The organism is Virgibacillus tibetensis, assembly GCF_036026595.1.
Taxonomy (GTDB): Bacteria; Bacillota; Bacilli; order Bacillales; family Amphibacillaceae; genus Virgibacillus_P; species Virgibacillus_P tibetensis.
In genome coordinates this window covers 1-24,728 of record NZ_JARZFX010000018.1, presented here as the reverse complement: position 1 = coordinate 24,728, position 24,728 = coordinate 1, and the positions used below count along the sequence as shown (strand labels likewise).

The following is a 24,728-nucleotide window of genomic DNA, read 5'->3' as shown; positions in this document are numbered from 1 at the left end:
GGCGCAGGGCGCTCGGTTAGGGACGTACGGACTGCGCCCGCGCATCCGAGGGTGGGTCGACGTAGTCGCTCAGGAGCGGCGGATTTAGTCGATCTTCCCCTGCCGCAGGAGATTCACTCCAAAGTATAATATTCACTTAGACTTTCGCCATTCCTGGCGATAAGCCAAGTTCATCTAAAAGGAAACATGCCCCTTCATAGGGGTATGGCGACGCCTGAGCACAAGCCCGGTTTTAGTCGGCCTTCCTTATCTGGAGGAAGCCGATGTTGACTTATCGTAAGGAGGCTTCCGCAAGGACAATAGGTGATGGGCGCTGGAGCTGGACGTGGCTGTTTAAGTGTAAGAATTAATTGCAGTCAAAAATGCTTTCTTATCATACGAAAAAAACGAGAAAAGGTTTCCTCGTTTTTTACCAACAATCAATACCTACTTCTTTTCCATAGATAATTAGATTTTCATAGGAATCTCCGCTAATTCCTAATATTTTACAAAAAGCTGGTTCTGTTTTATAACCTTGCTTTTTAAGTCTTATTACTTTTTCTCTTAAACCAGGATTCGCTTTTATTAAAGCTTGTTCGATAATCATATGGAGATATGCGTGCTGCTTATGTATGGGCTGAGCCTGCCCGAACAGTTCAAACTGAAAACCTTCATAGAGAAAATTAGCTTTAACTACTAGCCTGCTTCGAATGACAGTCCTCTTAATTCGAAACACATCTTTGCTTTTATACAGGTGAGTAATCTGTAATTCAAATTGTTCAAAATCATGTACTTCCATAATAATATCTAAATCTGAACTTGCTAGATCAATCGCAATAGGTATTGTCCCACATAAGACTGGGGTAAATTCTTTTAGGTCGCTCATAATATTTAAATTATATATCGCTTTATACGCCTTTATCTGTTTAGCGTTGCCATTCTTTAAAGTTTCAAATGAATCTAACATGACTTCCCTTTCCTTTCATCACTAAAACTGCACACTAAAATTTTTAAATTTATGAATCCCTGTGCCGTGTCTTATAACATCTTTTTCACGAAGTTCTTTAACAGCCTCACGTACTTCAGTTAACATGCTAACCTCCAGTCCCAACTGGTTATGAGAACCAAAAATCTTGTTTATCCCCTTTAAATAAGTAATCCTTTCAAACGAATTTACTAGATCAACAGGATCTGTCGTTGGGTAAAATGCATAAACCGATGTTCCCGTATATAGTAAATCTCCTGTGAACAGATACCCCCGCTGATTGTCTACTATACAAATATGGCCTGGTGAATGACCTGGCGTATGTAGAATGCTTAAACTTCGATTCCCTATGTCTATTGTATCTCCATCAACTAATGTCCTTGTTGGATTCCCTTGGAATGGTGTATACGTGTCGGGATTAAAGGTTGCTGGGGTGGGTATCGTAATATCCCGACTGATATCTTTGCGGATCTGTTCGATACTTAATCCCTTAATCCCATTTATCATCCAATCTGCTTCAGCTTCATGGACAAGTATCGTATTAAAATCTCCATGGCTGCCAATATGATCTACATGAACATGTGTTGTTATGACTATAACTTCCAGATCAGTCAGCTGATCGGTTATTCTTTTAATCGTATCAATTCCTAAACCAGTATCAATCAAAGCGGCCCTCTCTTTTCCAATAAGAAGAAAGGAATGTACTTTTTCCCAATGTCCATATTCACTAATAGCAAACGTCTCTTCATCTAATTGTTTAACAGTAAACCAATCATCGTTTATATTAACCAAAGTAACTTCCCCATTTCTATATTCCTTCGTGGATTTATAGCACCTGTATATACAATTATAGCAAATTGTTTCTTCTTGGGTCTTGCTGTCCTCCTATTTAACGCCACTCTGTCACTATTATTTTTTAGTTGTTTTCTTTAACAGATCTCTGATTTCTGTTAGTAACTTTTCCTGTCTGGTTTTCTTTTTCACCTCTTCTTCTTCCTTTTTCAGTTTTAATTTCATCAGCACGCGAATGAATATAAATATAGAGAAGGCAACTATTATAAAGTCAAAAACGGATTGAATAAAATTACCATACAATACCTCCGCATCTCCGACTGTATATTTAAACCCCGAAAAGTCAACACCATTCATAAGAATACCAATCAGTGGGGTAATAATATTTTCAACAAGTGATGTAACAATTGATCCAAAAGATGCACCTACAACTACTGCGACAGCCAGGTCTATAACATTTCCTTTAACTGCAAACTCCTTAAACTCCTTCCACATACAGTCAGCCCCTTTCATATAAACTATACAAATTCATAATAAAATAGTACGGGCTTCTATCGACTGGACGCTCAATGCAATGCTCCAAAAACCTGAAAGGGTATCCCAAACTTACAGGATACCCAGTTAATCAAAGGCCGTGGTGTGGATTATGCTTTTGTCGTGTATGATTTGCATTCTTAACTTTTTTCGAACCGCTCAGTGGTTCACCATATGGTTGTTGCGGGCTTTGTGGCAACTTGGGACGCTCTTGCTGCTTTGGTCCTTTTGGTTTTCCTCCCATTATTTTTGCCTCCTTTCCATTTAGTTAGCTTTAAGCATGGCCAGCATATTATTCATTCTGGAGTAATGAACTTATCCGAGACTGATATCGCTGAAGCATTCCTTATCCTATGGATCGGCTAAAAACGATCACGTCCTATGACCAACGCCGACACTAGAACGTCGTGTTCCTCGAAACAGCACGTGTCTAAAGACCCCAGAAGAAGCGTTCTTTGCTTGCAAGAAACTGTCTTTTTATTTTTCTTACTATTTATTATTGAGAAAAAATATGTAGTATGATAGTGTACGTAAAAAGTAAATTTTCTATAATCAACTTAATGTACTGCGTTTAAGATTAAATGCTATGTCTTCCCAGTTACATGAAGTAAAACTTTTGAGATTTTACTGTCCTATAATTAACTAAAAAGATGTCCTTGAAGACTACCTGTCACAGAAACATGAATCAGCACAATTTGGCGCAGATAATCTTTTAAGGAAATAATGCCCGCGTTGCCAGACCCCACCTTGGTAGATGCTATACCTGGAAAAAGGGTCTTAAAAGCATAAACAGCTGAATAACTATACAAAAAGGAGTAACCCCCATGACAGACACGATTGAAATAAGAAAACTAACTACGATAAAGGAACTCCAAGAAATTGGAAAGGTGGAAGAAGTAGTGTGGCAAGCGTCTTCTATTCCTTTTCATCAAAAATACACTGTCAATAATAATGGTGGAATAATATTAGGTGCCTTCTCTGAAGAAAAGTTAATTGGATTTTCTTACGGGTTCCCTGGCTTTGATGGAGTAAATACCTATCTTTGCTCCCATATGCTTGGAATTCTTCCTGCGTACAGAAAAAATGGTATTGGTATGAAGATGAAATATAAACAAGCTGAAATCGCAGAACAAATTGGCTACGATATGATAACCTGGACATTCGATCCCCTGGAGAGCTTGAATGCATACCTTAATATCCATAAGTTAGGTGCTGTCGGTGTTCGATATAATGTAGATCATTATGGCCCAATAAATGATGGGTTGAACAAAGGTATGCCTACGGATCGGATTGTTATTGAATGGAGATGGAAAGAAAAACCTCATACAAAAGCAACGATGTTTAATGAGGACAACGTATTACTTAGAGAAGGCGCAGGCAAAAAGCCAGTACTTACAGTTAAACAAAAATTAGACAGTGACGGATATTTTGTCGCTATTCCTAAAACCATTCAAAACCTGAAAGAAGAAGACATTGAACTTGCAAAAAAATGGAGATATGAAACCCGAAAAGTAATTACAGCGCTCTTCTCAAACGATTATCAAGCTACAGACCTATTGCAAACCCAGTCTAACGCGATAAGTTATTATTACTTCACAAAAAAAGCATAGGAGGATTTTAAATTGAGTATTCCAATACGACAGATAAAACTCATTTGAGGATGAAGTTAAATGATCCGTTCACCACTAGTTTTGGTGCTTTTCATGAATTTTTTTATAACAGAAGCTCTAGATAACAAAGGTGAAAGTGGATTTGGAGAATCCGTGGCCTTTACCAGTCCATGGTACAGCGAAGAAACTGTACAGACTAACCTCCATATAATAGAGGATTTTTTAATAAAGTTGCTGCTGGAAAATGAAATTAACCATCCGGATGATGTTTCGGCTTTATTTTCGACTAGTATGCGAAATAATATGGCTAAGTCTGCATTAGAGGGCGCTGTTTGGGATCTGTATGCAAAACGAAAAAAATTCTTTTAACGGAATCTCTCGGTGGCACTAAGTCAACAATTGATGTTGGAATAAGTATGGGTATTCAGCCATCAACAGACGATCTGATTGAAACGGTCCGTCATTATGTGCAAGAAGGCTATAAACGGAACAAATTAAAAATTAAGCCAAGCTGGGACGTAGAAGTACTCCAAGTGGTTCGTAAGCACTTTCTTGATACGCCTATTATGGCAGATGCCAACTCAGCCTATACTTTAGCTGACACCAATCTTCTAAGCCTGGGACTGCGCACTGCTCGTCCCACCGAAAACATTTGTCCGTCGAAAATGGACGTGGCTGTTTAAGTGTAAGAATTAATTGCAGCCAAAAATTAAATGCTTTCTTACCTTTTAAAAAAAGAGATTGTTTCCCATAAACAGGGCAACAATCTCTTCTCATGTTAACTAGTATTATTCTTCCATGGTCGATAGATCGCCAGTAGGTAAATCAAGATCCCATGCTTTGAGAACCCGGCGCATAATTTTACCACTTCTGGTCTTAGGCAGAAAATCTCGAACTTCAATCTCCCTTGGTGCTGCATGAGCTGCAAGTCCTTCTTTTACAAATAAACGAAGCTCTGCTTCCAAATCATCTGTTTTAGAATAGCCTTCTCTTAAAGCAACAAATGCTTTAATAATCTCACCACGCACTGGGTCTGGCTTTCCGATTACGGCCGCTTCTGCTACTGCAGGATGTTCAACCAGTTTACTTTCCACTTCAAATGGACCAACCCGTTCACCAGAGGTTGTAATTACATCGTCATCTCGCCCTTGGAACCAGACATATCCGTCCTCGTCCATGGTAGCCAGGTCGCCAGAGATGTACCAGCCTGGGATTGCAAAATATTGCTTCATTCTCTTTTCATTTTTCCAGATTGTCCTCATCATGGACGGCCATCCGGACTTAATACATAATGGTCCCATTTTACCACGCGGAAGCTCATGGCCCTGCTCATCCAATATGGCTACTTCAATACCTGGAAAAGGACGTCCCATCGAACCTGGTTTGATTGGCATAGATGGATAGTTCGATATTATTATTCCGCCTGTTTCTGTCATCCACCAATGATCGTGAATGCTTAATTCATATACTTTTCGTCCCCAATGAACTACTTCTGCATTTAATGGCTCCCCAACACTTAAAATATGTCGTAATGAACTCAGATCGTATTCTTTCGTGACATCATCCCCAACAGACATTAATCTTCGAAATGCAGTAGGTGCACTTAACCATACACTAACCCCGTATTTTTCAATCGTTGAGTACCAATCCTCTGGACTAAAACGACCACCGCGTATGAGGTTGGAAGCGCCGTTCAGCCAAGGTCCAAAAATTCCATAAGAAGTACCAGTTACCCACCCCGGATCTGCTGTACACCAATAAACATCCTCTTCTTTCAAATCCAATACCCATTTTGCAGTCTGATAGTGCTGAATCATTGCATTGTGAACATGTAATACTCCTTTTGGTTTACCAGTAGAGCCCGATGTATAGTGAAGGATCATGCCATCCTCTCTGTCTACCCACTCTATTTCTAAATCTCGTGAAGCAGATTTCATCTCCCTTTTATATAGATGAAATTGTGTTCCTCCATTAGTAGTTGGGATTTCTCCATCTCCAACCAATATGATGTGTTTTAAATGCGGCAATTCCTGATAAGGTACGCGTGGTAATAGCTCAGGTGTCGTAACAAGTACAGATGCATCACTATTATCCAATCTGTCCCGTACAGCTTGCTCCATGAACGCTTCAAATAACGGACCAGCCACTGCACCAATTTTTAATATACCCATAATACTTATATAGATCTCAGGCGTCCTTGGCATGAATAAAAAGACACGCTCGCCTTTTTCTATATCTAATTTTTTTAGTACATTTCCAAATTGATTAGATAGGTATTTCATATCCTGAAATGTATATTTTTCATCACGTTTTAAATCACTGTAATAAAGAGCGATTTTGTTCTTACGCCATGATTCCGCATGCCGGTCGATAGCTTCATATGCCATATTTACTTTACCAGTCTTACTCCAGGAAAATTCCTGTTCGACTTGGTCCCATGAAAAGTCTTCATAGACCGCTTCATAATTTGGCATATTTGGTTGCTTTGTAGTTGAAGCAATTGTATTATTCAATTAAATTCCTCCTTGTAGATTTGTTCTTCATAGTTAATATCTATGAAAATATATTTCCTCACATGACATAAAATACTTTTCAGTACGTATCTATAAAACTCTTATAATTATTCAGAACCTATTCCGGTATTCGATTTTACTGACATTTCAGCAAATATCTGGTCGTTATCTTCCGGTTTACTAAAGATTGTAAATAGGTAAGCTGCTAAGAATCCTGCCGGGATACTAATTATCCCTGGATTTGCTAATGGAAATATAGCTTTATCTCCCATAACGCTTGGTCCAATCATAACCAAGGTAACTGCAGTAACCGTTCCAATCAGCATACTCGCAACTGCGCCAGTTGTATTGAATCTTTTCCAATATAATGCAAAGATTATAACTGGTAAATTTGCACTTGCCCCAACAGCAAATGCCAGTACAACTAAATAAGCAACATTCAGACCTTTTGCCAGAATTCCAATTATTACGGAAAGAATACCGATAACAAGTGCAGCAACACGCGCTACTTTAAATTGCCTCTTACTATCAACTTCTCCTCGTTTAATAACGTTGGTATAAATATCGTGAGCAAATGCGCCAGCACCAGTAATGACAAGACCTGCTACAACAGCTACAATCGTTGCAAAGGCAACAGCCGCAATTGCAGCCATAAACATTTCTCCACCTACCGTACCAGCTCCACCGCCTAAATATTGACCCAATAGAGGGGCTGCCATATTACCACCGGCATCAATCGCAACAATTTCATCTGCTCCAACGAATACAGAAGCAGCATACCCAATGATTGAAATCATAATATAAAAAACGCCGATTAGCCCCATCGCCCATATAACTGAGCTTCGTGCAGCTTGTGCAGTTGGAACAGTGTAAAAACGCACCAAGACATGTGGTAGCCCTGCAGTACCCAATATGAGTGCCATACCCAAGGAAAGCAGATCAATTGGATTACTGTACAACCTTCCTGGCTGTAAGAACTCGACACCATTCTTATCAATAACAGCCCCAAATAGAGAGGATAAATTGAAGTTAAACAGAACAGCAATAAACAGGATCATGATAACCATAGCGGACATAAGTAAAACCGCTTTAATTATTTGAACCCAACTAGTTGCGAGCATACCACCAAGTGATACGTAAATAATCATTAATATTCCAATGAAAACAATTGCTATCTCATATGGAATCCCCACCAGCAGCTGGATTATTGCACCTGCTCCTACTAGCTGTGCGACCATGTAAAAAAGTGTTACCGCTAATGTTACTACTGCCGCTGCACTTCGAACAGGCCTTTTATTTAACCGATAGGAAAGCACATCAGCTAAGGTAAATTTCCCTGAGTTTCTAAAAGGTTCTGCAACGATGAACAGCACAATAACATAACCCATCAGCCAACCTACAGCATACATAAATCCATCATAACCATGCAGAGCAACTAGCCCGGCTATTCCAAGAAATGAAGCTGCACTCAAATAATCGCCAGCTAGAGCAAATCCATTTTGCATACCAGTTAATGATCGACCAGCAGCATAGAAATCATTTGTACTCTTATTTCTTTTCGATGCTAAGTAGGTCACATACATTGTCAACCCAACAATTGCAACAAACAAAAAGATACCAAATAGTTGTGGCCCCATAGTTACGTCCCTTCCTTCTCAAGGTACTTTTCTTTAATTACTTCTATCTTTTTGTCATAACCTCTGGCCTTGATGACATAGATAAATGCCAGGGTCCATGCGACGATATAAAATGACAGACCAAACAAGTAGCCAAACGTGAAGTTAGCAAAAACAAATGAACTCATGAGTGGCTTCGCATATCCTGCCATTAGTGGAAAGGATAGATAGTATAAGAAGAAAATAATTGTAACTGGCCAGATAAAACGCCGTTTGGATCTTTTTAATTCCTGAAATTCTTCGCTTTTTTCTATTTGAGAAAATTTTTCCACAATAGTACTTCCTCCTTTAGCTTAACTTTTTCTTGTAAGCGCTTACTAAAAGTATAAGCAAAGTAGGAAGAACATAATTAATTTTTGTACCAATTGCATTAAAATCTGTTTGAATCGTTAAAATTTACTAATGAACGGTCAATTTTCAAACATATCAAAAAATAATTTCCTTGCAGCTCGACTAACAGGTATCGTCGTTTTTCTTTTATCATTAAGGGTAATATTACTTGTTCCATTAAACCAGGGTGTAATTTCCTCAATGTGGTTTAAGTTAACTAAATAACTTCGGTGCGGGCGAAAGAATGAAAAACCTTGTAACTTATTTTCTAATTCTTGTAATGTCATGCGGCTTTCGACAACCTTGTTCTCCGTGTGAATTTCTAATAGTCTCTTGGAGGGCATTGCGTAATAGATTGATTCTGGTGATAGTACAACCATTCGTTCACCATCATCAATCAATAGCTTGGATGGCGGGTTATTAATAGTAGAATTGGTCTTCATCTGAAAATTATCACCTCCCTTCTTTGAATGAGAGTGAGCCACCCGCTTTCTAATTCGCTCTATCGTTTGTTGAAAACGCACATCGTCATACGGTTTCAATAAAAAGTCAATGGCTTCAATTTCAAAAGCTTCCACCGCATATTCGTCAAACGCTGTAGTAAAAATAAATAACGGTCGCTGCTCCCCGGATAATTCTGCAATTACCTTGGCAGCTTCTACTCCCGACATTCCAGGCATTTGTACATCAAGAAAAATAACAGCGGGCCTATGGCGCTTATATAATTCAATTAATTGGATCCCCGTCTCCGCACTGGGAGTAAGACTAAAATCCTTTTCATTTTCTAACATGAAAATTAATTCTTCTCGAGCAAGCTGCTCATCTTCAGCAATCATCACCTGTATTTCCATTAGAATACCAACCTTTCTTCTACTTATCACATGGAATGATAAAAGATACTTCGCTTCCTTTAGAAGGCAAGTTTTTTATAGACAATCGAGCTTGTTCTCCTAGTAAGCTTATTAATCGTTGATTAACATTATACAAGCCTGTACCACCATTTTGTTTATCCGCTAGTGGACTATGGCCAGCTCGCACCAAAACATCTTCTGGAAATCCCGTCCCATTATCACGAACAGTTATTTGGACTTTCCCCTGCTCCCTCTGGATAAGCACCTCTACCTTACCGCCATTAACCACATTTTGCAGTCCATGCTGAATACAGTTTTCGACTAATGGCTGAATAGTTGAAGGCGGAATATAAACCTGCGAAATTCCTTCTGCTTGTGAAAAGTAAATCTTTAGTCGACTCGCAAAGCGCGCCTGGATAATTGCTATATATGCCTGTACATGTTCGCATTCTTTTTCAAAATGAACGAGCGAGTTAGAGACCAAACCCAGGTTAAACCGCATGTAATGTGCTAATTGTACGGTAATATGCCTTGCCTTTTCTGGATTTACTCTAAACAGTGTTGCAATCATTTGGAGTGTATTGAAAAGAAAATGTGGATTGATCTGCGCCTGCAGGTTTCTAAGTTCTGCGTCACGAATATGCTCCTTTAATTTTTCAGCGGCAATTATATTCAGTTGATTGGAAATTAATTCCCCTAGTCCTTGTGCCAAACCAATCTCTACAGGACGAATATGTTGTGCTTTTCTAAAATAAAACGTAATAAGACCTGTCGTTTCCTGTTCTTCCATTATAGGTATAATAATTGCTGCTTCAAGAGGACAGTCCTCCTGTGCGCACTGTATCTCTGACTGTAAGTAGGCAACTTTCATTTTCTTCGAATGCATTGCTTCCAAAGCAAGGGAAGCAGTTTCTTTATCCCCTTTTTGATGATGATCATCACCAAGACCCTTGTGAGCTAATACATCTTCTCCATTCGTTACCGATACGGCAGCTATTTTCAAACGGTCATAAAGTAAATTTGCAATCCCTTCTGCAGTTTCCCCAGCATAATCTTTCTTCAGGAAAGGGAGTGCATCCTCAGCAATAGATAATGCCTGTTTTGTCGCTAACGCTGCCTCGTTTTCCTGTTCCCGTAAAACAATACCGATCATTGCGGTAAAGATAGCAATTGCAATACTATTAGACAATACAAGAGGAAGACCTATTGTATTAACTATATTAATTGTTTCATTCGCTTCTGGATGAAAAATGAGCAACAGCTGCATTTGCAGAACTGGTGGAAATACACCAATAAACAAAGCCTTCATTGGTGAAATAACCCGTTCTTTTGAAAAGAATCGTGCCGTTAATCCTGCCAATAATCCAGTTAAAGGATTAACTAACCCATTTGCCAGCCACCCAATGCCACCTAGCAGAACGAGGTGGCCACCTGCAACCAGTCCAGCTCCCAGGCCAACGACAGGACCACCTAATAATCCTGCTATTACAATCGCTACTAAACTTGAGCTAACAACCATCTGGTCATCATTGACTGACCATACCAAGTTATTGTAAACCACTGTTCCATCCTCAATTACTACCCCAGTTAACGTACTTGCTATCCCAAATAGTCCAAACATACATGCATGGACAAGAGACATTTTGACGTTAAACTCTCTGTATAGCAATGAACGAAAACCAGGTGTTCTTGTCAGGACGAAAGCCAGTACCAATAGTAAACCCAATCGTTCAAATAAAATAACGGTCAAGTCCTTCATGGCTGATCTCCCCTTGTCTCTATTCCAGTTTGGGCTTTTATGTAAAATCTTCTAAATTCACTTCTGCTCTGAGGGGGATCCGGTGATAATAATGTTCCAGCTAATGCACCTAAAAAACCAATTGGGATGGCAATAATTCCTGGGTTATATAAGGTGAAATAAGCTTCTTTCGCAATCAATCCCCCATCTGTATTCATTACATGGGGTCCTAATAACAATAAGATTAGTGAAGCGATCAATCCACTTAACATACCAATAATGGCACCTCTTTGATTAAACCTCCTCCAATAGATGGTTAAAAGAAGAACTGGAAAGTTACTGGAGGCTGCAACAATGAATGTTAAAGAAACAAGAAAAGTTACATTTATATTCTCCAGACCCAGTGCGAATAGGGTTGAAATGATCCCAACACCAAGGGCTGTCCATCTGGCAGCGAGTAATTGTTCCTTCTCTGTTGTGTTACCTTTTTTAATAATATGATGGTATATATCATGCGAAAAAGCCGTTGTGGCGGATATAACCAAGCCTGCTACAACAGCCACAATGGTAGTAAAAGCAACCGCTGAAATAAAGGCCAATAGAAAATCTCCTCCAAGTGCTTGGGCTAATAATGGAGCAGCCAGATTTCCTGTAGAATCTGTATTAACGAGTTCGTCATACCCGATCATAGCCACTGTCCCCAAACCAAGGACAAGTGTCATTATATAAAAAAAACCGATAATCCAGCTGGCAGTCAGTAGGGATCGCCGCACCTCTAACGCATTGCGGACAGTGTAAAACCGAATTAGTATATGTGGAAGGCCAGCAGTTCCAAGTATTAAAGCCAGCTGAAGTGATACTGTCTCCAGCGGACTGTTTAATAAATGACCAGCAATAAAAAACTGTTCCCCCAAAGGTGTTCCCTCTTTTACTTCTGCAATCAGATCTGTAATGCTCCAGTTAAACCGTGAAAACACAATTAAAGCCAATAGAAACGTTCCTGACATGAGTACAACCGTTTTGACTATTTGGACCCATGAAGTAGCTGTCATCCCCCCAAATACGACATAAACGGTCATTAAGCCTCCAATAATCATGACTGATGCCGAGTAATTTATATCCAACAATAATCGGATTAAAAGTCCAGAAGCAACCAGCTGCGGAATCATATACAGAATGGAAATAATAAAGGCACCAAATGCCATAATCCAACGCATTCTATTACTTGGAAAGCGGGAGCATATTACATCTCCAAGTGAGTATTTACCTAAATGATGTACTGGTTCAGCAACTAAAAACAGCACAATTAAATAAGAAACCAGAAAACCAATAGAATATAAAAATCCATCATAACCATTAATTGCAATCGCACCCACAATGCCTAAAAAAGATGCCGCACTAATATAATCCCCAGCAATCGCCATTCCGTTTTGAATACCCGTTAAACTGCCTGCTGCTGTATAAAATTGACTGCTTGTTTTACTACGTTTTGCGGCCCAATATGTAATAATTAATGTACAAATAATTATGCAGATAAAAAACAGAAAATAAGTCAGATTCATTGTCTTACCTCCTGCTTCATCTGGTCAATCAGCTGATCAAAACGCTTTGCTTTACGCCAATACATCCATCCTAATAACCATGTCATGATAAACTGGCCAAAGGCATATATCCATGCCCAGGGTATAGCAGTATACGGTGCTGGCATGCTCATTTGTTCAGGAAAGAAAGCTAATGTAAATGGCAGTGTAAAATAAAAAACAAATAAAAAAACAATCACTGGAAAAAGAAATCGTTTTTTTTCGTGTACAAGTTGATCAAACAAGGCGTCCATTTTGTTACTTCACTTCTTTCAATCTTTATAGTTAAGTAGTAGAATCCAGTGTTGTCAACGGGTTTCCCCCATTTTGAATGAAGTAATACAATTTATTTTTCAGCAAATTCTATTTATTATGAATAATAACTGAATATGGCTTAGAAGTAAAGGCAACTACCTCTCAAGTTAACGACCTAACCTAGTATTTTGTTAAAAATCAGAACAACAGCCCCACCCTTGAAATAGTGTTTATTTCGAAGGATGGGGCTGTTGAATTCATTTATCTAGTTCAGTAGAGGAAAGTATAGGCCCCTGCCGAATAATCATATTACTCTATTCTCTATTTATTAAACATATCAGTCAGAGCTGTAACAACTTGCTTTTTACGGGATACAACACCTTCCAGTAATGCTCTGTTATTTTTAAGGGTAACCCCAAATGCCGCTTCTACTTTACTACTACCATCGCCGAGAGCCATAACTTCGGAGTTATTATTAATAATATCCGTAACAACGAATAAGAACAGGGAAAGATCTCGCTCTTTAATAATTTGGTTAATTTCTATTTCTAAATCTTTTTGATTCTCGTATACCTTAGTAACTTCTACAGCATTCACTTGGGCAATTTCAACTTTCTCTCCTCCCATGGCAAACCCTTTTGCATCCATGGTTAAAAGCTCTTTAACTGTTTTATCACTCAGGTCTGCTCCTGCTTCTAGCAATTCCAATCCGTACGTTTCCAGATTAACACCAGCGATTTCAGCTAACTCATATGCTGCGTCAACATCTTCCTGTGTGCATGTTGGCGATTTTAACAATAATGAGTCCGATATAATTGCCGATACTAATAACCCGGCAATTTCTTTTGAAACAGGCACATCATTTTCCTTGTATAATTTATTTATAATAGTCGCAGTACAGCCTACTGGCTCCGCACGAAAATATAGAGGCTCCTTCGTTTCGAAATTCGATATACGATGATGGTCTATAACTTCAGCAATCCGTACATCTTTTATGTTGTCCACACTTTGTTGAAATTCGTTATGATCCACCAGGATTACTTCTTTTATGTCCTCTTCTACTTTGTCGATCAATTTGGGAGCTTCCACATCAAATTGATCTAAAGCAAACTGTGTTTCTTTGCTAACTGAACCAAGTCTTGCGGGTTGAGCAGTTATTTCCAACTTGTTTTTTAAATCAGCATATGCCAATGCAGAACAGATGGAATCTGTGTCGGGATTTTTATGTCCAAATACTAACGTCTTTTCCATGTTCATACTCCTTCTCTTAAGCTTGTCCTTTACCATTATCTAGATTACCACAATTTATTGTTCTGTGAATAGCAATTCACTCAATTTTTTCTCTTTAATGTTTCTGTTACATTCCAAATTCTATCAGAACCATTATAGCTGTTTAAAGCGATATCCAGATCATGAAACAAACGATGCAGATCACGGACCTGGGAGGCATCCTGCTCACTGATAGCTGTATTAGCAAGCTGCTGTATCGTCTCTAAATCCTCTAGTAAGGCATCATTTGTAACGGTGGATTTCTCTCTATCTATCGTAGCTGCCACTTCCTCTGCTTTCTCTATTTGATCAGGCCAGTCCAAGTTGCGGATCCCCCCATATCCCGTAGTTTTATTATAATATCTATGCATTTCCGCAATAAATTCACCGATTTCTGCATGGTCTTTACCAACTGTTTCCTGCACCTTTTCGATTTCTTTAACCGTATCTTCAGTAACTTCTTCTTCCGTTGGTTGTGTAGATTCATCTCGGTCTATAATTGACATTAAGTCTAAGTTCATTATATTTGTATAGAACAGGACAGAACCAATAACCGTAACGAGCGCGGCACTTATTAATGTCCAGCCGAACCATCCTAGCTTCGATACACGATTTCTTTTAACCAAGTAGACAACTCCCTATTTTTTTATATCCTTCTTAACTATAACAAAACAGCTGTACAATTTATTGCAGATATAGAAAGAAGCACTCAAAACATGAGTACTTTACGTTTGTTCATTATACCATGCAATCAGATGCTGTTTTAGTTCAACATCCTGGACTTCACTGGCCATCATTCCACTCACGTCAACTACTGTTACATATGGACTTAACGGGCCTTCTCGGTCTTGCAGACGCACTATACAATTTTCTTCCACTTCGGTTGGTTTAATTTCTAATATTGCTTTATCCGAGAATAGCTGGTAAATTTTCTGTTCATCTGATTCTTGCAGGGTCCACTCTTTCGATTTCACCATATCCTCTATCTCATGATTTTCTTCATATATACTCGGTTTTTTGTTTTCATTAGTTAGCTTTAAAGAATTAATTCGACCACTTATTATATGTAACAAGTTAATTACCTCTGAAAAGCCCAGAAGCGCAACGCCAAATAAAAAAGAACCGCCTGCCAACACAAAAAAAGACGTCCATTCAAAAAACCTCTCTTCGTTTCCATACCCATCTACATAATGAACGTAAGTTGACATATTGTATCCTGCGATCAATCCTGAGATAATTATAATAACTCCAATATAAGATAAGATTCTTCCTATAAAATTTTCTTGCACGAATATTATTTTCCACATACTCCCATTCATTCTCTCTCCCCCCCTTTTCCTAATTCTTTATTTAGGTAGCATTTCCCTGCTTTAATAAACAATTAATTTTACATTCAACCACATTATTTTTATGATAAAAGAACTACTACATACACTGGAGGCTCTTTTATGCTAAATCATTTTATTTTCACACGTAATTTCACCCTGGAGAATACAAGATCCAGTCAGGAATTTGGACACGCTGATCAGATGAAACTAATGTACAGAATGGTTAAGGAAGTTTAACATGGTACAAAAAGTAATTATTATTGGCGGCGGAATTACAGGTGCCTCAACTGCTTATCATCTAGCTAAAAGTGGTGTGGAAACGATTATTGTAGATCGGAAAGATGTTGGGCAGGCAACTGATGCTGCAGCCGGAATAGTATGTCCGTGGTTATCACAGCGCCGGAACAAAGCTTGGTACCGTCTAGCCAAAGGCGGCGCCAGGACTTACCCGGATTTAATTGATGAACTGTCCAGAGATGGGGAAGATGATACTGGCTATTCTCGAGTCGGAGCAATCAGCCTGCATACGGATGAAAAAAAGCTGTTGGGAATGCAAGAGCGGGCAATTAAGCGCCGGGAAGATGCCCCAGAGATTGGGAATATTACCCTGCTTGATGCTGAACAAACGCAAGCAATGTTTCCACTTTTGGATGGCACATTTAATTCGGTTCATGTAAGTGGTGCAGCGCGTGTGGATGGCAGAAAACTTCGTAATTCCCTACTAAATGGGGCCCAAAAACATGGAGCCACCCTGCTATTTGGTAATGCCACTATCATAAATGAAGGAACAAGAATTACCGGTGCAGTAGTTAATGGAAATACCATTTACGCAGATACCGTAGTGGCTGCAACTGGAGCCTGGATGGGCAATCTGCTAAAACCACTAGGTGTTACGTTTAATGTGGAACCACAACGAGCACAGATCATGCACCTGCAAGTTCCAGGGTTAACTACTGATCACCTGCCTGTTGTCATGCCACCGAATAATCAATACATGCTGGCTTTTAAAGAAGGGCGGATTGTCATTGGTGCGACTCATGAGGATGGTGCAGGCTTCGACCACCGAGTCACTGCAGGTGGCCTGCATGAAATCTTATCCAAAGCAATTGCTGTAGCGCCTGGACTGGCCTCCAGCACAGTTCTGGAAACACGAGTTGGCTTTCGGCCAGTTACCCCTGGTTTTCTCCCTGTACTAGGGACTCTTCCTGGTTTTAAGGGGCTCATACTCGCGAATGGACTGGGAGCCTCTGGCCTGACAATGGGCCCTTATATTGGGGAGCAACTGGCAAAGCTGGTGTTAGATGAAGAGTTGGAAATTAATTTAACTGACTACGATATTGCTGGTGCAATCCAATAATTTATTACATCTTTCACAGAGTTTTTTCTTTCTATGAACAAAAGCGCAAGCCGCCCGTTTAGGGACGTACGGACTGCGCCCGCGCACCCGAGGGTGGGTCGACGTAGTAGCTCTGGAGCGGCGTATTTAGTCGATCTTCCCCTACTCCAGAGTATAAGATTCACTTAGACTTTCGCCTTTTCTGGCGATAAGTCAAGTTCATAAAAGGAAACATGCCCCTAAATAGGGGTATGTCGACGCCTGAGCACAAGCTCAGGAATAGTCGGCCTTCCTTATCCGTAACGAATCGATGTTGAGCTAGATTAAGGAGGTTTCCGAAAAGGACATTTGGTGATGGACACTGGCCGATGAAAACGCCACGTCCTGTGGCTTCATCGGCACTAGGACGTCCTGTCCGTCGAAGCTGGACGTGGCTAGATAATTTAATTCGTCATACACAGCCCACAAATTTTATAATTTCCATACATTAAAAAAGAAGTTGTCCCCCTGTTCAGACAACTTCTGAAACTACTATTTAACTATCAGAACTGGACATTCTACCCGTTTTGCAACTTTATGACTTACACTGCCCAGGATGAAGGTCTGCAGGTTATTAAGCCCTCGGCTGCCAATTACTACACAGTCAAAATGATTATCATTAGCATATCTAACTACTGTTGGGCCTGCCTCACCATGCAGCACCTGCACTTTATAATCAATTTTTGATTCCTTTAGTAAACTGGTAACTGATTTAATCTTCTCTTTACGTTTTTTTTCTATTTCGAACTTGTTCGTCGCATGCAGAACATCTGACTTTGCCTTTTGCCTGTCGACAACGTATACAGCAACAACTGCAGCGTTGTATTTTTCAGCAAGATCAATTGCATAGCGAGCCGATCGTACAGAGTGTTCGGATCCGTCTGCTGCCAATAGAATACGGTTAAACAAATGCTCCACCTCTTTAGGAAACTAGCTTTTTATAATTATATCATACTAATTCCTCAGAATTGCAAGTAACTCTTGTGAATTTTCACTTTTTTCATGACTACAGTGGATGTTTCTTACGATCACTAGCTCTAAATTACATTAATCCATGATATCTTAATGATATGAAATAACTGCCTGACCCTAACATGATCTTCATTCTAGCATGAGAAATGCTTACGTATTTACAGCTGGAGAACGGTTTGGTAATCTTAGTTTAGAGGCTGAAGGAGAGGATATTATATGAAAGGCAAACTAATTGTCTTATTAATACTATTAGCAACAATTGCTGTATTAATTTTTTGTTGGATTTGGCTGCAGGAAATAATTGAGGAGTATGATATAGACAGAGCTCTGTCTGAATCTGTTGAAATTAATATATAGCAGAACCCTGGGACCAAAGAAGCTGTACCTTTTCTTTGGTCATTTTCATTTGTACCTTTTCTGCAGACAACACTTCTATGAAAATAATTCGTATCTTATAGCTGGCGAAATAGGTAATTGAATTTTCTGTTTTATACATCAATTGCTTTCACCTATATTTCCCGTTCGATTGTTTGAAGGGCTAAGGTTATCAATTGAGGATACAAATGTGAGTTTAATTGGTAATTAGGGGATTTGGCATGGTGATTAAAATAGGAGACAATTTCATGTGTTACAGTGTGAGATAAATCCTGTGGGAGATGCAAAAATCCATTTTGATTAGTATAGGTTCCGTTACCCATAGGTATTAACAGGCCGGTTACTAATTCCCCTCGTTTGGGCGGTTGAAAAATTTCATTGTATATACACACCAGTTTATTTTTTCTTTCAAACAAATCACATAAAGTGAATACCTTTTCACTATAAATTTCATTATTCTCCACGTAGTAAAAACCTGGACTAACATTCAACCAGCTTACTAATACTTCTTTAAGCAGCGGTCCCTTATTCCCCCAGTTCTGCTTATTCTTCATCAAATATTGCTTGTAGATGGTCTCTCCTTGTTTTCCTATAGGCAAACAAAATGTTATCCACCATACGAGCTGTGAGAAGGATCGGTCTGCAAGGTCCTCAGAAACCCCCATTGCCATAATTAACTCTTCTGTAAGTGTCAGAATCAGTTCATCCTGTGTATGAATTGAAAAATAAAAAACTTCATCCAAAATAGTTACTAATTGCTCTTGTACATTATTTGGAAAGTAAATAATATTATCTTTTCTCATTGACATATATATTCCCCCCTTTGCTATTTTCACCATAGTAGCATAGAGGTGTAAATACTGCATATGATGAAAATCGTGTTTTAAACCTGTTTGTAAGCATGGAAATCAGATTTTCTCTAAAGCAAATTAACAACTTCACAGCAATATATCGATCCATTTATAAATTTTAATAAGTTTATATCAGCACATCATAACGGCAACTAGGATTTAGCAGCACTACTGAAGCTTTATTCTGTCATTCGATGCCTTCAGGCTATGCGCTTGATCGTGGTAATTGTTTATTCAAGTGCTTGTACTCGATACGAGAAATAAGACGTCCAAACTTCAAATAAGAATACTGGAACAACGGACTCTGGATAAAAGTAAATAAAAACGTAAAAATAAACACAGGTCCACCTAAGAAAATACCGATTAAGAGCACACCACTCTCTGTAATAATACGCACTCTTCCTACTGGAGCCCCCAGTTTATCCGAAATAGACAGCATAAATCCATCACGAGGTCCTGCACCTACACCAGCAGAGTTATATAAGCCTCCACCTATCCCCATAATAATGATTCCCGTAATAATGACAATAAAATCAATCCATGTGCTAGTTGCCCCCGGCAGAAAATCCAACCACAAAAAAAGGTCAACAAACGCACCTACTAAGACAGCATTGAAAAAGGTTCCTAGCTTAATATAGCTTTTATCCAGAATCCAAGAAACACCAATTAAAGATATAGAGATAATAATCGCCCAAGTCCCTATAGACAGACCAATTTTCTCAAAAAGTGCTACATTCAAAACATCCCAAGGATGAATCCCTAAATGCTGTACACTTAGTGCGACAGTAATTCCAAAACTGAATAATAGAATTCCCATCACAAAAAAAGCCCAGCGAATTGTAAGTATCATATTTCTCCTTCTCTCTCTTGTTGATATTTCTTTTTTGACTGGGTTATAACGTTACTTCCTCAAAAAAGGTTGTATAATTGTCAATATAAAAGTCAGCAACTGCCTTTTTATTTTGAAACAGGCATGTTTTAATTCCTAATTCCTTTGCAGGTAGAATATCCAACTCTCTATCCCCTATAACTAAATCTATTGTGTATTTCCTATGTAAATAACGATAAGCAGAAGCATCTGGCTTCCGGGGAAATCCATCATCAATAGAAACAATATCAGTGAAATAGTGAGTCATGCCATAATACTTAAGAATAGAGTCTACTCCTTCTCTATCCTTATGTGTCATGATAACATTCTTTGATGCAAACTTTAGAACCTTTTCAACTCCAGGAAAAGGCTTAACATCTCGTTGTTCTATTTTACTTTCCAGAAAACGTAACTCTTCCACCTGATGTTCTGTTAACTTATAGTATTGCATGGCATGAGAAAAAGATTTTTTTAAATGTTTATATATTTCATCTGGGTCAGTAGTTTCTTCCAAAACTTGTGTAAATAATCGTGTATATGCAGGATACGTGTTAATTAATGTGCCATCAAAATCCCATAATATATTCAGATAAATACCTCCACTGTCTTCCTTATTATCTATGCATTATACGCAACTATGTTTTTAAAATCCAGAGAGAGTTCCTCCTTTTTCTTCCTATTTAGTTTAGTTAAAGCGACCAAAATGGTAATATGTAAAGGTGAGATATAATTGATTGCTTAGTTTAAGTATTAATTAGTGAAAAAGACATGTTAAAAAGGAAAAAATGTATTGCCGATTTTTTGTAAACTTCGTCTTAATTTTTAATAACGATCATACTTCTACAAGTTGCTTTCATAGTAATTTTTTATTAGGGACTTTTACATAAAAATATAATTTTTAATTAATACAAAATCCCGCAATTATATAGCAATACTTCAATAATATTTGCGAATCTACCATAAACAAGGGGGAAAAAAATGAGAAAAAACACAAAAAATAAAGTAGTGCAAATTCCCTTACGATTAAACATACTGTTTTTTGTTGTATTCTTGTTATTTGCTGCATTAATACTTCAATTGGGGGTTGTCCAAATATTAAATGGAGACTCTTTTCAGGAAGAAATAGATCGAACGATTCAGGACACTACGAAAATTCCAGTACCAAGAGGGAAAATATACGATAAGAATTATAATGTAGTAGTCGACAATAAAGCTCTATACTCTATAACCTATACTCCAGCTAAAGGTATTCAAGCAAAAGATAGACTGGATGTAGCCAAGAAACTAGCTGAATTTCTTTCTATGGATACTGATGGAATTACAGAAAGAAACAAAAAGGAATACTGGTACTTATTAAACACAGAAGAAGCCGACAGTCGTTTATCTGAAACTGAAGCAGATGAAATGACTCCTGCAGAACAATACAGTGCTATATTAGAGACAATTACAGAAGAAGAGATTAGTAACTTTTCTGACGAAGAAAAAGAAGTAATAGCTATCAAAGCGGAGCTTGATAAAGCTTACTCCCTGACTCCGCAAGTTGTTAAAAACAGAGACGTAACATCAACTGAATATGCTGAAGTCGCTGAAAATCTTGGTGATCTTCCCGGTATTAACGCTACAACCGACTGGGTAAGAGAATACCCCTATGAAAATACATTTCGTAGTTTAGCAGGATCAATAACAACTCAAGAACAAGGAATTCCAGAAGATCGGGAACAATATTACTTAACCCGGGGCTATAGCAGAAATGATCGAGTTGGAAAAAGTGGACTAGAAGAGTATTACGAAGATATATTACGCGGCAGGAAAGAAGAAATTCAATATACTACAGAGAAGGATGGAACTGTAATTGATTCTACGACCATTGTGGAAGGAAACCCAGGCAAAGATTTAATATTAACGATAGATATGCAATTTCAACAAGAAGTGGATAAGATCGTGCAGGAAGAATTGGAAAAAACTATCAAAAAGCACCCAAACCAACACCGCTATTTAGAGGATGCGCTAGCAGTTGTGATGAATCCACAAACCGGAGAACTATTAGCTGTCAGTGGACAAACACATGACAAAGAAGAAAATGAGTATATAAATACTTCATTTAAAACAATGCATGATTCACACCTGCCTGGTTCAACTATTAAAGGAGCTACAGTGTTAGCAGGGTATGAGTCTGGAGTAACAACTCCTGGTCAAGTATTTAATGATAGACGATTAAAAATTGCAGACGACACAAGGGGAAAAGGCTCATACAGAGATCTGGGTCCAGTTAATGATTATAGCGCATTAAAACTTTCCTCTAACGTATACATGTTTTATATTGCATTAAAAATGGGAGGAGAACATAGATATCCATTTCCAGATGGGAGTAATGCTTCATTTAATACTTCCGCTTGGCAAGAGATGAGAAATTACTTCAGACAATTTGGGTTAGGTGCTCCTACAGGTATAGACTATCCATATGAATCTACAGGACTCGAGGGTAACTCATACCAACAACCTGGTTTGTTGATGGACTATGCTATAGGGCAATACGATACTTTTACTACGATGCAACTAGCACAGTATGTATCAACAATCGCTAATGATGGGTATCGAGTAAGACCGCATTTCTTAAAAGAAATTCGTAACCCAGCTCTATCAACAGATGAACAAGGTTCCGTATATAGAAGTACCACTACAGACGTTTTAAACAGAATTCAAATGGATTCAAGTGAGATTAGTCGTGTTCAAGAAGGGTTTCGACAGGTTTTTCAGGAATCAGGTGGTACAGGTTATAACTACTTTGGAACTCCAGAATACCGAGATTATAAGGCAGCAGGAAAAACAGGAACTGCCGAAAATAGTATCGACGGGGTAAATACCGAAAACCTTTCATTAGTAGGCTATGCACCCTATGATGAGCCAGAAATAGCATTTGCAATAACTATTCCACATTTAGGTATAGTTAATGATCGACATCCGATTAACCATAGGATTGGACAAAGGATATTAGAGGCCTATTTTGAAGTAAAAAAAGAACAGGATGAAGAAAACGAGTCCGAATAAAATGGCAGCCATAAATCCCCAAAGGATTTACGGCTGCTTTTTTGATTCTTTTTTAACTTCATTGCTTCTATTATTTTATGATTAATAGATAATTAGGAGGTGCTTAATCCTATGAATTGGTTGCCTTATTCTATCATAATATTAATACTTTTCTATGGCTTGAAGAAAATCTCTCAAATGTCATTATTCTTTGGGGGAGTTGCTATATTAACACCAATAATTTTTTTGTGATGTTTATTTTAGCACCCTTTGTGCCAGTAATTTCATTAGTTGTTTCTTATTTGGTAAAGAAAAATTTAAGCTCTGTTACATAGATCGCCGCTTAGATGGCGTATGTGTGCAACTCAAGTATACAGGGTATAAGAGTTTGCGTGTCTTCTATATTAGTTTTAAAAAACTAATATATATTTTAGAGAAACAAAAAAACTTTCAACATTAGCGTTGAAAGTCTTCATTTTATGATACCTGAGGTGGGATTCGAACCCACAAGCCTCGCGGCACAGCATTTTGAGTGCTGCGTGTATGCCAGTTCCACCACTCAGGCAAGATTTTACCAATGTTATACAAATTTGAACAGATAGACTATTTAGTCTACGTGTCTGAATATAAACTCACATTGGGGTATTTTTGGAGGCGGTAACCGGATTTGAACCGGTGATAGAGGTTTTGCAGACCTCTGCCTTACCACTTGGCTATACCGCCCTAGAATGCACTATATTATTGGAGCGGAAGACGGGATTCGAACCCGCGACCCCCACCTTGGCAAGGTGATGTTCTACCACTGAACTACTTCCGCAATTGGCTGGGCTACCAGGATTCGAACCTGGGATACACGGGATCAAAACCCGATGCCTTACCGCTTGGCTATAGCCCAATAATATAAAAAGGGCGACCGATGGGAATTGAACCCACGAATGCCGGAGCCACAATCCGGTGCGTTAACCCCTTCGCCACGATCGCCATGAAAAATAATTGGCAGGGGTAGTAGGAATCGAACCCACATCAAAGGTTTTGGAGACCTTCGTTTTGCCGTTAAACTATACCCCTAATATAAAAAAACATAATGGTGGAGGGGGGCAGATTCGAACTGCCGAACCCTGAGGGAGCGGATTTACAGTCCGCCGCGTTTAGCCACTTCGCTACCCCTCCACATAAATGTTTAAATGGAAAAATGGTGGCTCGGGACGGAATCGAACCGCCGACACAGGGATTTTCAGTCCCTTGCTCTACCGACTGAGCTACCGAGCCATATAATTGTAAAAACTGAACATTGTTTTCGCATTTCAAATAACTTTGAAGTAATCTCATTGAAGCAATATGCTCGTCGTGTTGCAAGTGATATCATTGGAGTTGCACTCCTCGCAAGCCTGCACATAGAAGTAAATTCAATGATGCGTACGGCTCTCTACCGACTGAGCTACCGAGCCATATAATTGTAAAAAATTGAACAAAATACATATATAAATGGCGGTCCGGACGGGACTCGAACCCGCGACCTCCTGCGTGACAGGCAGGCATTCTAACCAACTGAACTACCGGACCAATTTTAATTGATATAAATTGGTTGCGGGGGCAGGATTTGAACCTACGACCTTTGGGTTATGAGCCCAACGAGCTACCAGACTGCTCCACCCCGCGATATGAAAGAAAATGTTATATTGTACCATGCTGTAATTCTGTATTCGACCAACTGCTCGTCGTGTTGCAAGTATTTCGGTGATGCTGCACTCCTCGCAAGCTTGCCCATAGCAGCATATTCTTTGATGCTGACGGCTTGCTCCACCCCGCGATATGAAAGA

25 protein-coding genes and 10 tRNA genes are annotated in these 24,728 nt (G+C 38.8%); 6 read left to right on the top strand and 29 right to left on the bottom strand.

Annotated elements, in window-relative coordinates:
* Positions 1 to 409 precede the first annotated feature (409 nt).
* From QGM71_RS19475 to QGM71_RS19460, 4 genes are all read right to left on the bottom strand, one after another.
* Positions 410 to 946, bottom strand: coding sequence for a DUF4269 domain-containing protein (locus QGM71_RS19475; protein ID WP_327609229.1), 537 nt, complete (start codon positions 944 to 946; stop codon positions 410 to 412).
* 21 nt (positions 947 to 967) lie between these two features.
* Positions 968 to 1,756, bottom strand: a complete 789-nt coding sequence (locus tag QGM71_RS19470; RefSeq protein ID WP_327609228.1) for an MBL fold metallo-hydrolase — start codon at positions 1,754 to 1,756, stop codon at positions 968 to 970.
* A 117-nt stretch (positions 1,757 to 1,873) separates the two neighbouring features.
* Entirely contained in the window at positions 1,874 to 2,251 is a 378-nt protein-coding gene (gene mscL, locus QGM71_RS19465; RefSeq protein WP_327609227.1) for a large conductance mechanosensitive channel protein MscL, read from the bottom strand.
* A 130-nt stretch (positions 2,252 to 2,381) separates the two neighbouring features.
* Entirely contained in the window at positions 2,382 to 2,534 is a 153-nt protein-coding gene (locus QGM71_RS19460; protein ID WP_327609226.1) for a small acid-soluble spore protein P, read from the bottom strand.
* Between the two features lie 580 nt (positions 2,535 to 3,114).
* On the opposite strand from QGM71_RS19460, the gene QGM71_RS19455 reads away from it, so the two are divergent.
* Genes QGM71_RS19455 through QGM71_RS19445 form a run of 3 tightly spaced genes read left to right on the top strand, consistent with a single transcriptional unit; the run spans position 3,115 to position 4,583 of the window.
* Positions 3,115 to 3,900, top strand: a complete 786-nt coding sequence (locus tag QGM71_RS19455; RefSeq protein WP_327609225.1) for a GNAT family N-acetyltransferase — start codon at positions 3,115 to 3,117, stop codon at positions 3,898 to 3,900.
* Between the two features lie 60 nt (positions 3,901 to 3,960).
* The gene (locus QGM71_RS19450) at positions 3,961 to 4,269 is read left to right on the top strand and encodes an enolase-like domain-containing protein (protein WP_327609224.1); all 309 of its coding nucleotides are present in this window, start codon (positions 3,961 to 3,963) and stop codon (positions 4,267 to 4,269) included.
* The gene (locus QGM71_RS19445) at positions 4,233 to 4,583 is read left to right on the top strand and encodes an enolase C-terminal domain-like protein (protein ID WP_327609223.1); all 351 of its coding nucleotides are present in this window, start codon (positions 4,233 to 4,235) and stop codon (positions 4,581 to 4,583) included. Before QGM71_RS19450 ends, QGM71_RS19445 begins: the two co-directional genes overlap by 37 nt.
* 105 nt (positions 4,584 to 4,688) lie before the next feature.
* On the opposite strand, the gene acsA is transcribed toward QGM71_RS19445, so the two are convergent.
* The 10 genes from acsA to QGM71_RS19395 all read right to left on the bottom strand — a co-directional run bounded on the left by acsA (position 4,689) and on the right by QGM71_RS19395 (position 15,431).
* Entirely contained in the window at positions 4,689 to 6,374 is a 1,686-nt protein-coding gene (gene acsA, locus QGM71_RS19440; RefSeq protein WP_407703059.1) for an acetate--CoA ligase, read from the bottom strand.
* 146 nt (positions 6,375 to 6,520) lie between these two features.
* Entirely contained in the window at positions 6,521 to 8,050 is a 1,530-nt protein-coding gene (locus QGM71_RS19435; protein WP_327609221.1) for a solute symporter family protein, read from the bottom strand.
* A gap of 2 nt (positions 8,051 to 8,052) precedes the next feature.
* Positions 8,053 to 8,361: a DUF485 domain-containing protein gene (locus QGM71_RS19430; RefSeq protein WP_327609220.1), complete on the bottom strand. Its 309-nt coding sequence runs from the start codon at positions 8,359 to 8,361 to the stop codon at positions 8,053 to 8,055.
* A gap of 138 nt (positions 8,362 to 8,499) precedes the next feature.
* Entirely contained in the window at positions 8,500 to 9,270 is a 771-nt protein-coding gene (locus QGM71_RS19425) for a LytR/AlgR family response regulator transcription factor (protein ID WP_327609219.1), read from the bottom strand.
* Positions 9,271 to 9,289: 19 nt separating this feature from the next.
* Positions 9,290 to 11,029, bottom strand: a complete 1,740-nt coding sequence (locus QGM71_RS19420) for a LytS/YhcK type 5TM receptor domain-containing protein (RefSeq protein WP_327609218.1) — start codon at positions 11,027 to 11,029, stop codon at positions 9,290 to 9,292.
* Positions 11,026 to 12,570, bottom strand: a complete 1,545-nt coding sequence (locus tag QGM71_RS19415; protein WP_327609217.1) for a solute symporter family protein — start codon at positions 12,568 to 12,570, stop codon at positions 11,026 to 11,028. The genes QGM71_RS19420 and QGM71_RS19415 overlap by 4 nt, the downstream gene beginning before the upstream one ends.
* Entirely contained in the window at positions 12,567 to 12,842 is a 276-nt protein-coding gene (locus QGM71_RS19410; RefSeq protein WP_327609216.1) for a DUF485 domain-containing protein, read from the bottom strand. Before QGM71_RS19410 ends, QGM71_RS19415 begins: the two co-directional genes overlap by 4 nt.
* A 322-nt stretch (positions 12,843 to 13,164) precedes the next feature.
* Entirely contained in the window at positions 13,165 to 14,094 is a 930-nt protein-coding gene (locus tag QGM71_RS19405; protein WP_327609215.1) for a manganese-dependent inorganic pyrophosphatase, read from the bottom strand.
* Between the two features lie 80 nt (positions 14,095 to 14,174).
* The gene (locus tag QGM71_RS19400) at positions 14,175 to 14,738 is read right to left on the bottom strand and encodes a hypothetical protein (protein ID WP_327609214.1); all 564 of its coding nucleotides are present in this window, start codon (positions 14,736 to 14,738) and stop codon (positions 14,175 to 14,177) included.
* Between the two features lie 99 nt (positions 14,739 to 14,837).
* Entirely contained in the window at positions 14,838 to 15,431 is a 594-nt protein-coding gene (locus QGM71_RS19395) for a DUF1129 domain-containing protein (RefSeq protein WP_327609213.1), read from the bottom strand.
* Between the two features lie 247 nt (positions 15,432 to 15,678).
* Between QGM71_RS19395 and QGM71_RS19390 the strand changes: the two genes are divergently transcribed.
* Positions 15,679 to 16,797, top strand: coding sequence for an NAD(P)/FAD-dependent oxidoreductase (locus tag QGM71_RS19390; protein ID WP_327609212.1), 1,119 nt, complete (start codon positions 15,679 to 15,681; stop codon positions 16,795 to 16,797).
* 510 nt (positions 16,798 to 17,307) lie between these two features.
* On the opposite strand, the gene QGM71_RS19385 is transcribed toward QGM71_RS19390, so the two are convergent.
* Entirely contained in the window at positions 17,308 to 17,733 is a 426-nt protein-coding gene (locus QGM71_RS19385; protein ID WP_327609211.1) for a universal stress protein, read from the bottom strand.
* Between the two features lie 270 nt (positions 17,734 to 18,003).
* On the opposite strand from QGM71_RS19385, the gene QGM71_RS19380 reads away from it, so the two are divergent.
* The gene (locus QGM71_RS19380) at positions 18,004 to 18,144 is read left to right on the top strand and encodes a hypothetical protein (RefSeq protein WP_327609210.1); all 141 of its coding nucleotides are present in this window, start codon (positions 18,004 to 18,006) and stop codon (positions 18,142 to 18,144) included.
* On the opposite strand, the gene QGM71_RS19375 is transcribed toward QGM71_RS19380, so the two are convergent.
* The 4 genes from QGM71_RS19375 to QGM71_RS19360 all read right to left on the bottom strand — a co-directional run bounded on the left by QGM71_RS19375 (position 18,134) and on the right by QGM71_RS19360 (position 20,470).
* Entirely contained in the window at positions 18,134 to 18,283 is a 150-nt protein-coding gene (locus tag QGM71_RS19375; RefSeq protein ID WP_327609209.1) for a hypothetical protein, read from the bottom strand. The two genes, QGM71_RS19380 and QGM71_RS19375, sit on opposite strands and share 11 nt — an antisense overlap.
* Before the next feature lie 13 nt (positions 18,284 to 18,296).
* Positions 18,297 to 18,971 carry a hypothetical protein gene (locus QGM71_RS19370; RefSeq protein ID WP_327609208.1) on the bottom strand — a complete coding sequence of 225 codons (675 nt, stop codon included), beginning with the start codon at positions 18,969 to 18,971 and terminating at the stop codon, positions 18,297 to 18,299.
* Positions 18,972 to 19,218: 247 nt separating this feature from the next.
* On the bottom strand, positions 19,219 to 19,863 hold the full coding sequence (locus QGM71_RS19365) for a YczE/YyaS/YitT family protein (RefSeq protein ID WP_327609207.1): 645 nt from the start codon (positions 19,861 to 19,863) through the stop codon (positions 19,219 to 19,221).
* A 43-nt stretch (positions 19,864 to 19,906) separates the two neighbouring features.
* On the bottom strand, positions 19,907 to 20,470 hold the full coding sequence (locus QGM71_RS19360) for an HAD-IA family hydrolase (RefSeq protein ID WP_327609271.1): 564 nt from the start codon (positions 20,468 to 20,470) through the stop codon (positions 19,907 to 19,909).
* A gap of 389 nt (positions 20,471 to 20,859) precedes the next feature.
* Here QGM71_RS19360 and QGM71_RS19355 point away from each other — a divergent pair, with 389 nt between their 5' ends.
* Complete coding sequence (locus QGM71_RS19355; protein ID WP_327609206.1) at positions 20,860 to 22,929, top strand: peptidoglycan D,D-transpeptidase FtsI family protein; 2,070 nt, start codon at positions 20,860 to 20,862, stop codon at positions 22,927 to 22,929.
* A gap of 462 nt (positions 22,930 to 23,391) precedes the next feature.
* Here QGM71_RS19355 and QGM71_RS19350 read toward each other — a convergent pair.
* The 10 genes from QGM71_RS19350 to QGM71_RS19305 form a co-directional block, all read right to left on the bottom strand.
* Positions 23,392 to 23,473 (bottom strand) — tRNA-Leu (locus tag QGM71_RS19350).
* 84 nt (positions 23,474 to 23,557) lie between these two features.
* Positions 23,558 to 23,631, bottom strand: a tRNA-Cys gene (locus tag QGM71_RS19345).
* 19 nt (positions 23,632 to 23,650) lie between these two features.
* Positions 23,651 to 23,725: transfer RNA gene (locus tag QGM71_RS19340), tRNA-Gly, on the bottom strand.
* A 3-nt stretch (positions 23,726 to 23,728) separates the two neighbouring features.
* A tRNA-Gln gene (locus QGM71_RS19335) sits at positions 23,729 to 23,803 on the bottom strand.
* A 13-nt stretch (positions 23,804 to 23,816) separates the two neighbouring features.
* Positions 23,817 to 23,889, bottom strand: a tRNA-His gene (locus tag QGM71_RS19330).
* Positions 23,890 to 23,902: 13 nt separating this feature from the next.
* Positions 23,903 to 23,976: transfer RNA gene (locus QGM71_RS19325), tRNA-Trp, on the bottom strand.
* Between the two features lie 17 nt (positions 23,977 to 23,993).
* Positions 23,994 to 24,078 (bottom strand) — tRNA-Tyr (locus QGM71_RS19320).
* Positions 24,079 to 24,101: 23 nt separating this feature from the next.
* Positions 24,102 to 24,177 (bottom strand) — tRNA-Phe (locus tag QGM71_RS19315).
* Positions 24,178 to 24,394: 217 nt separating this feature from the next.
* Positions 24,395 to 24,471, bottom strand: a tRNA-Asp gene (locus QGM71_RS19310).
* A gap of 19 nt (positions 24,472 to 24,490) precedes the next feature.
* Positions 24,491 to 24,567 (bottom strand) — tRNA-Met (locus tag QGM71_RS19305).
* Positions 24,568 to 24,728 lie beyond the last annotated feature (161 nt).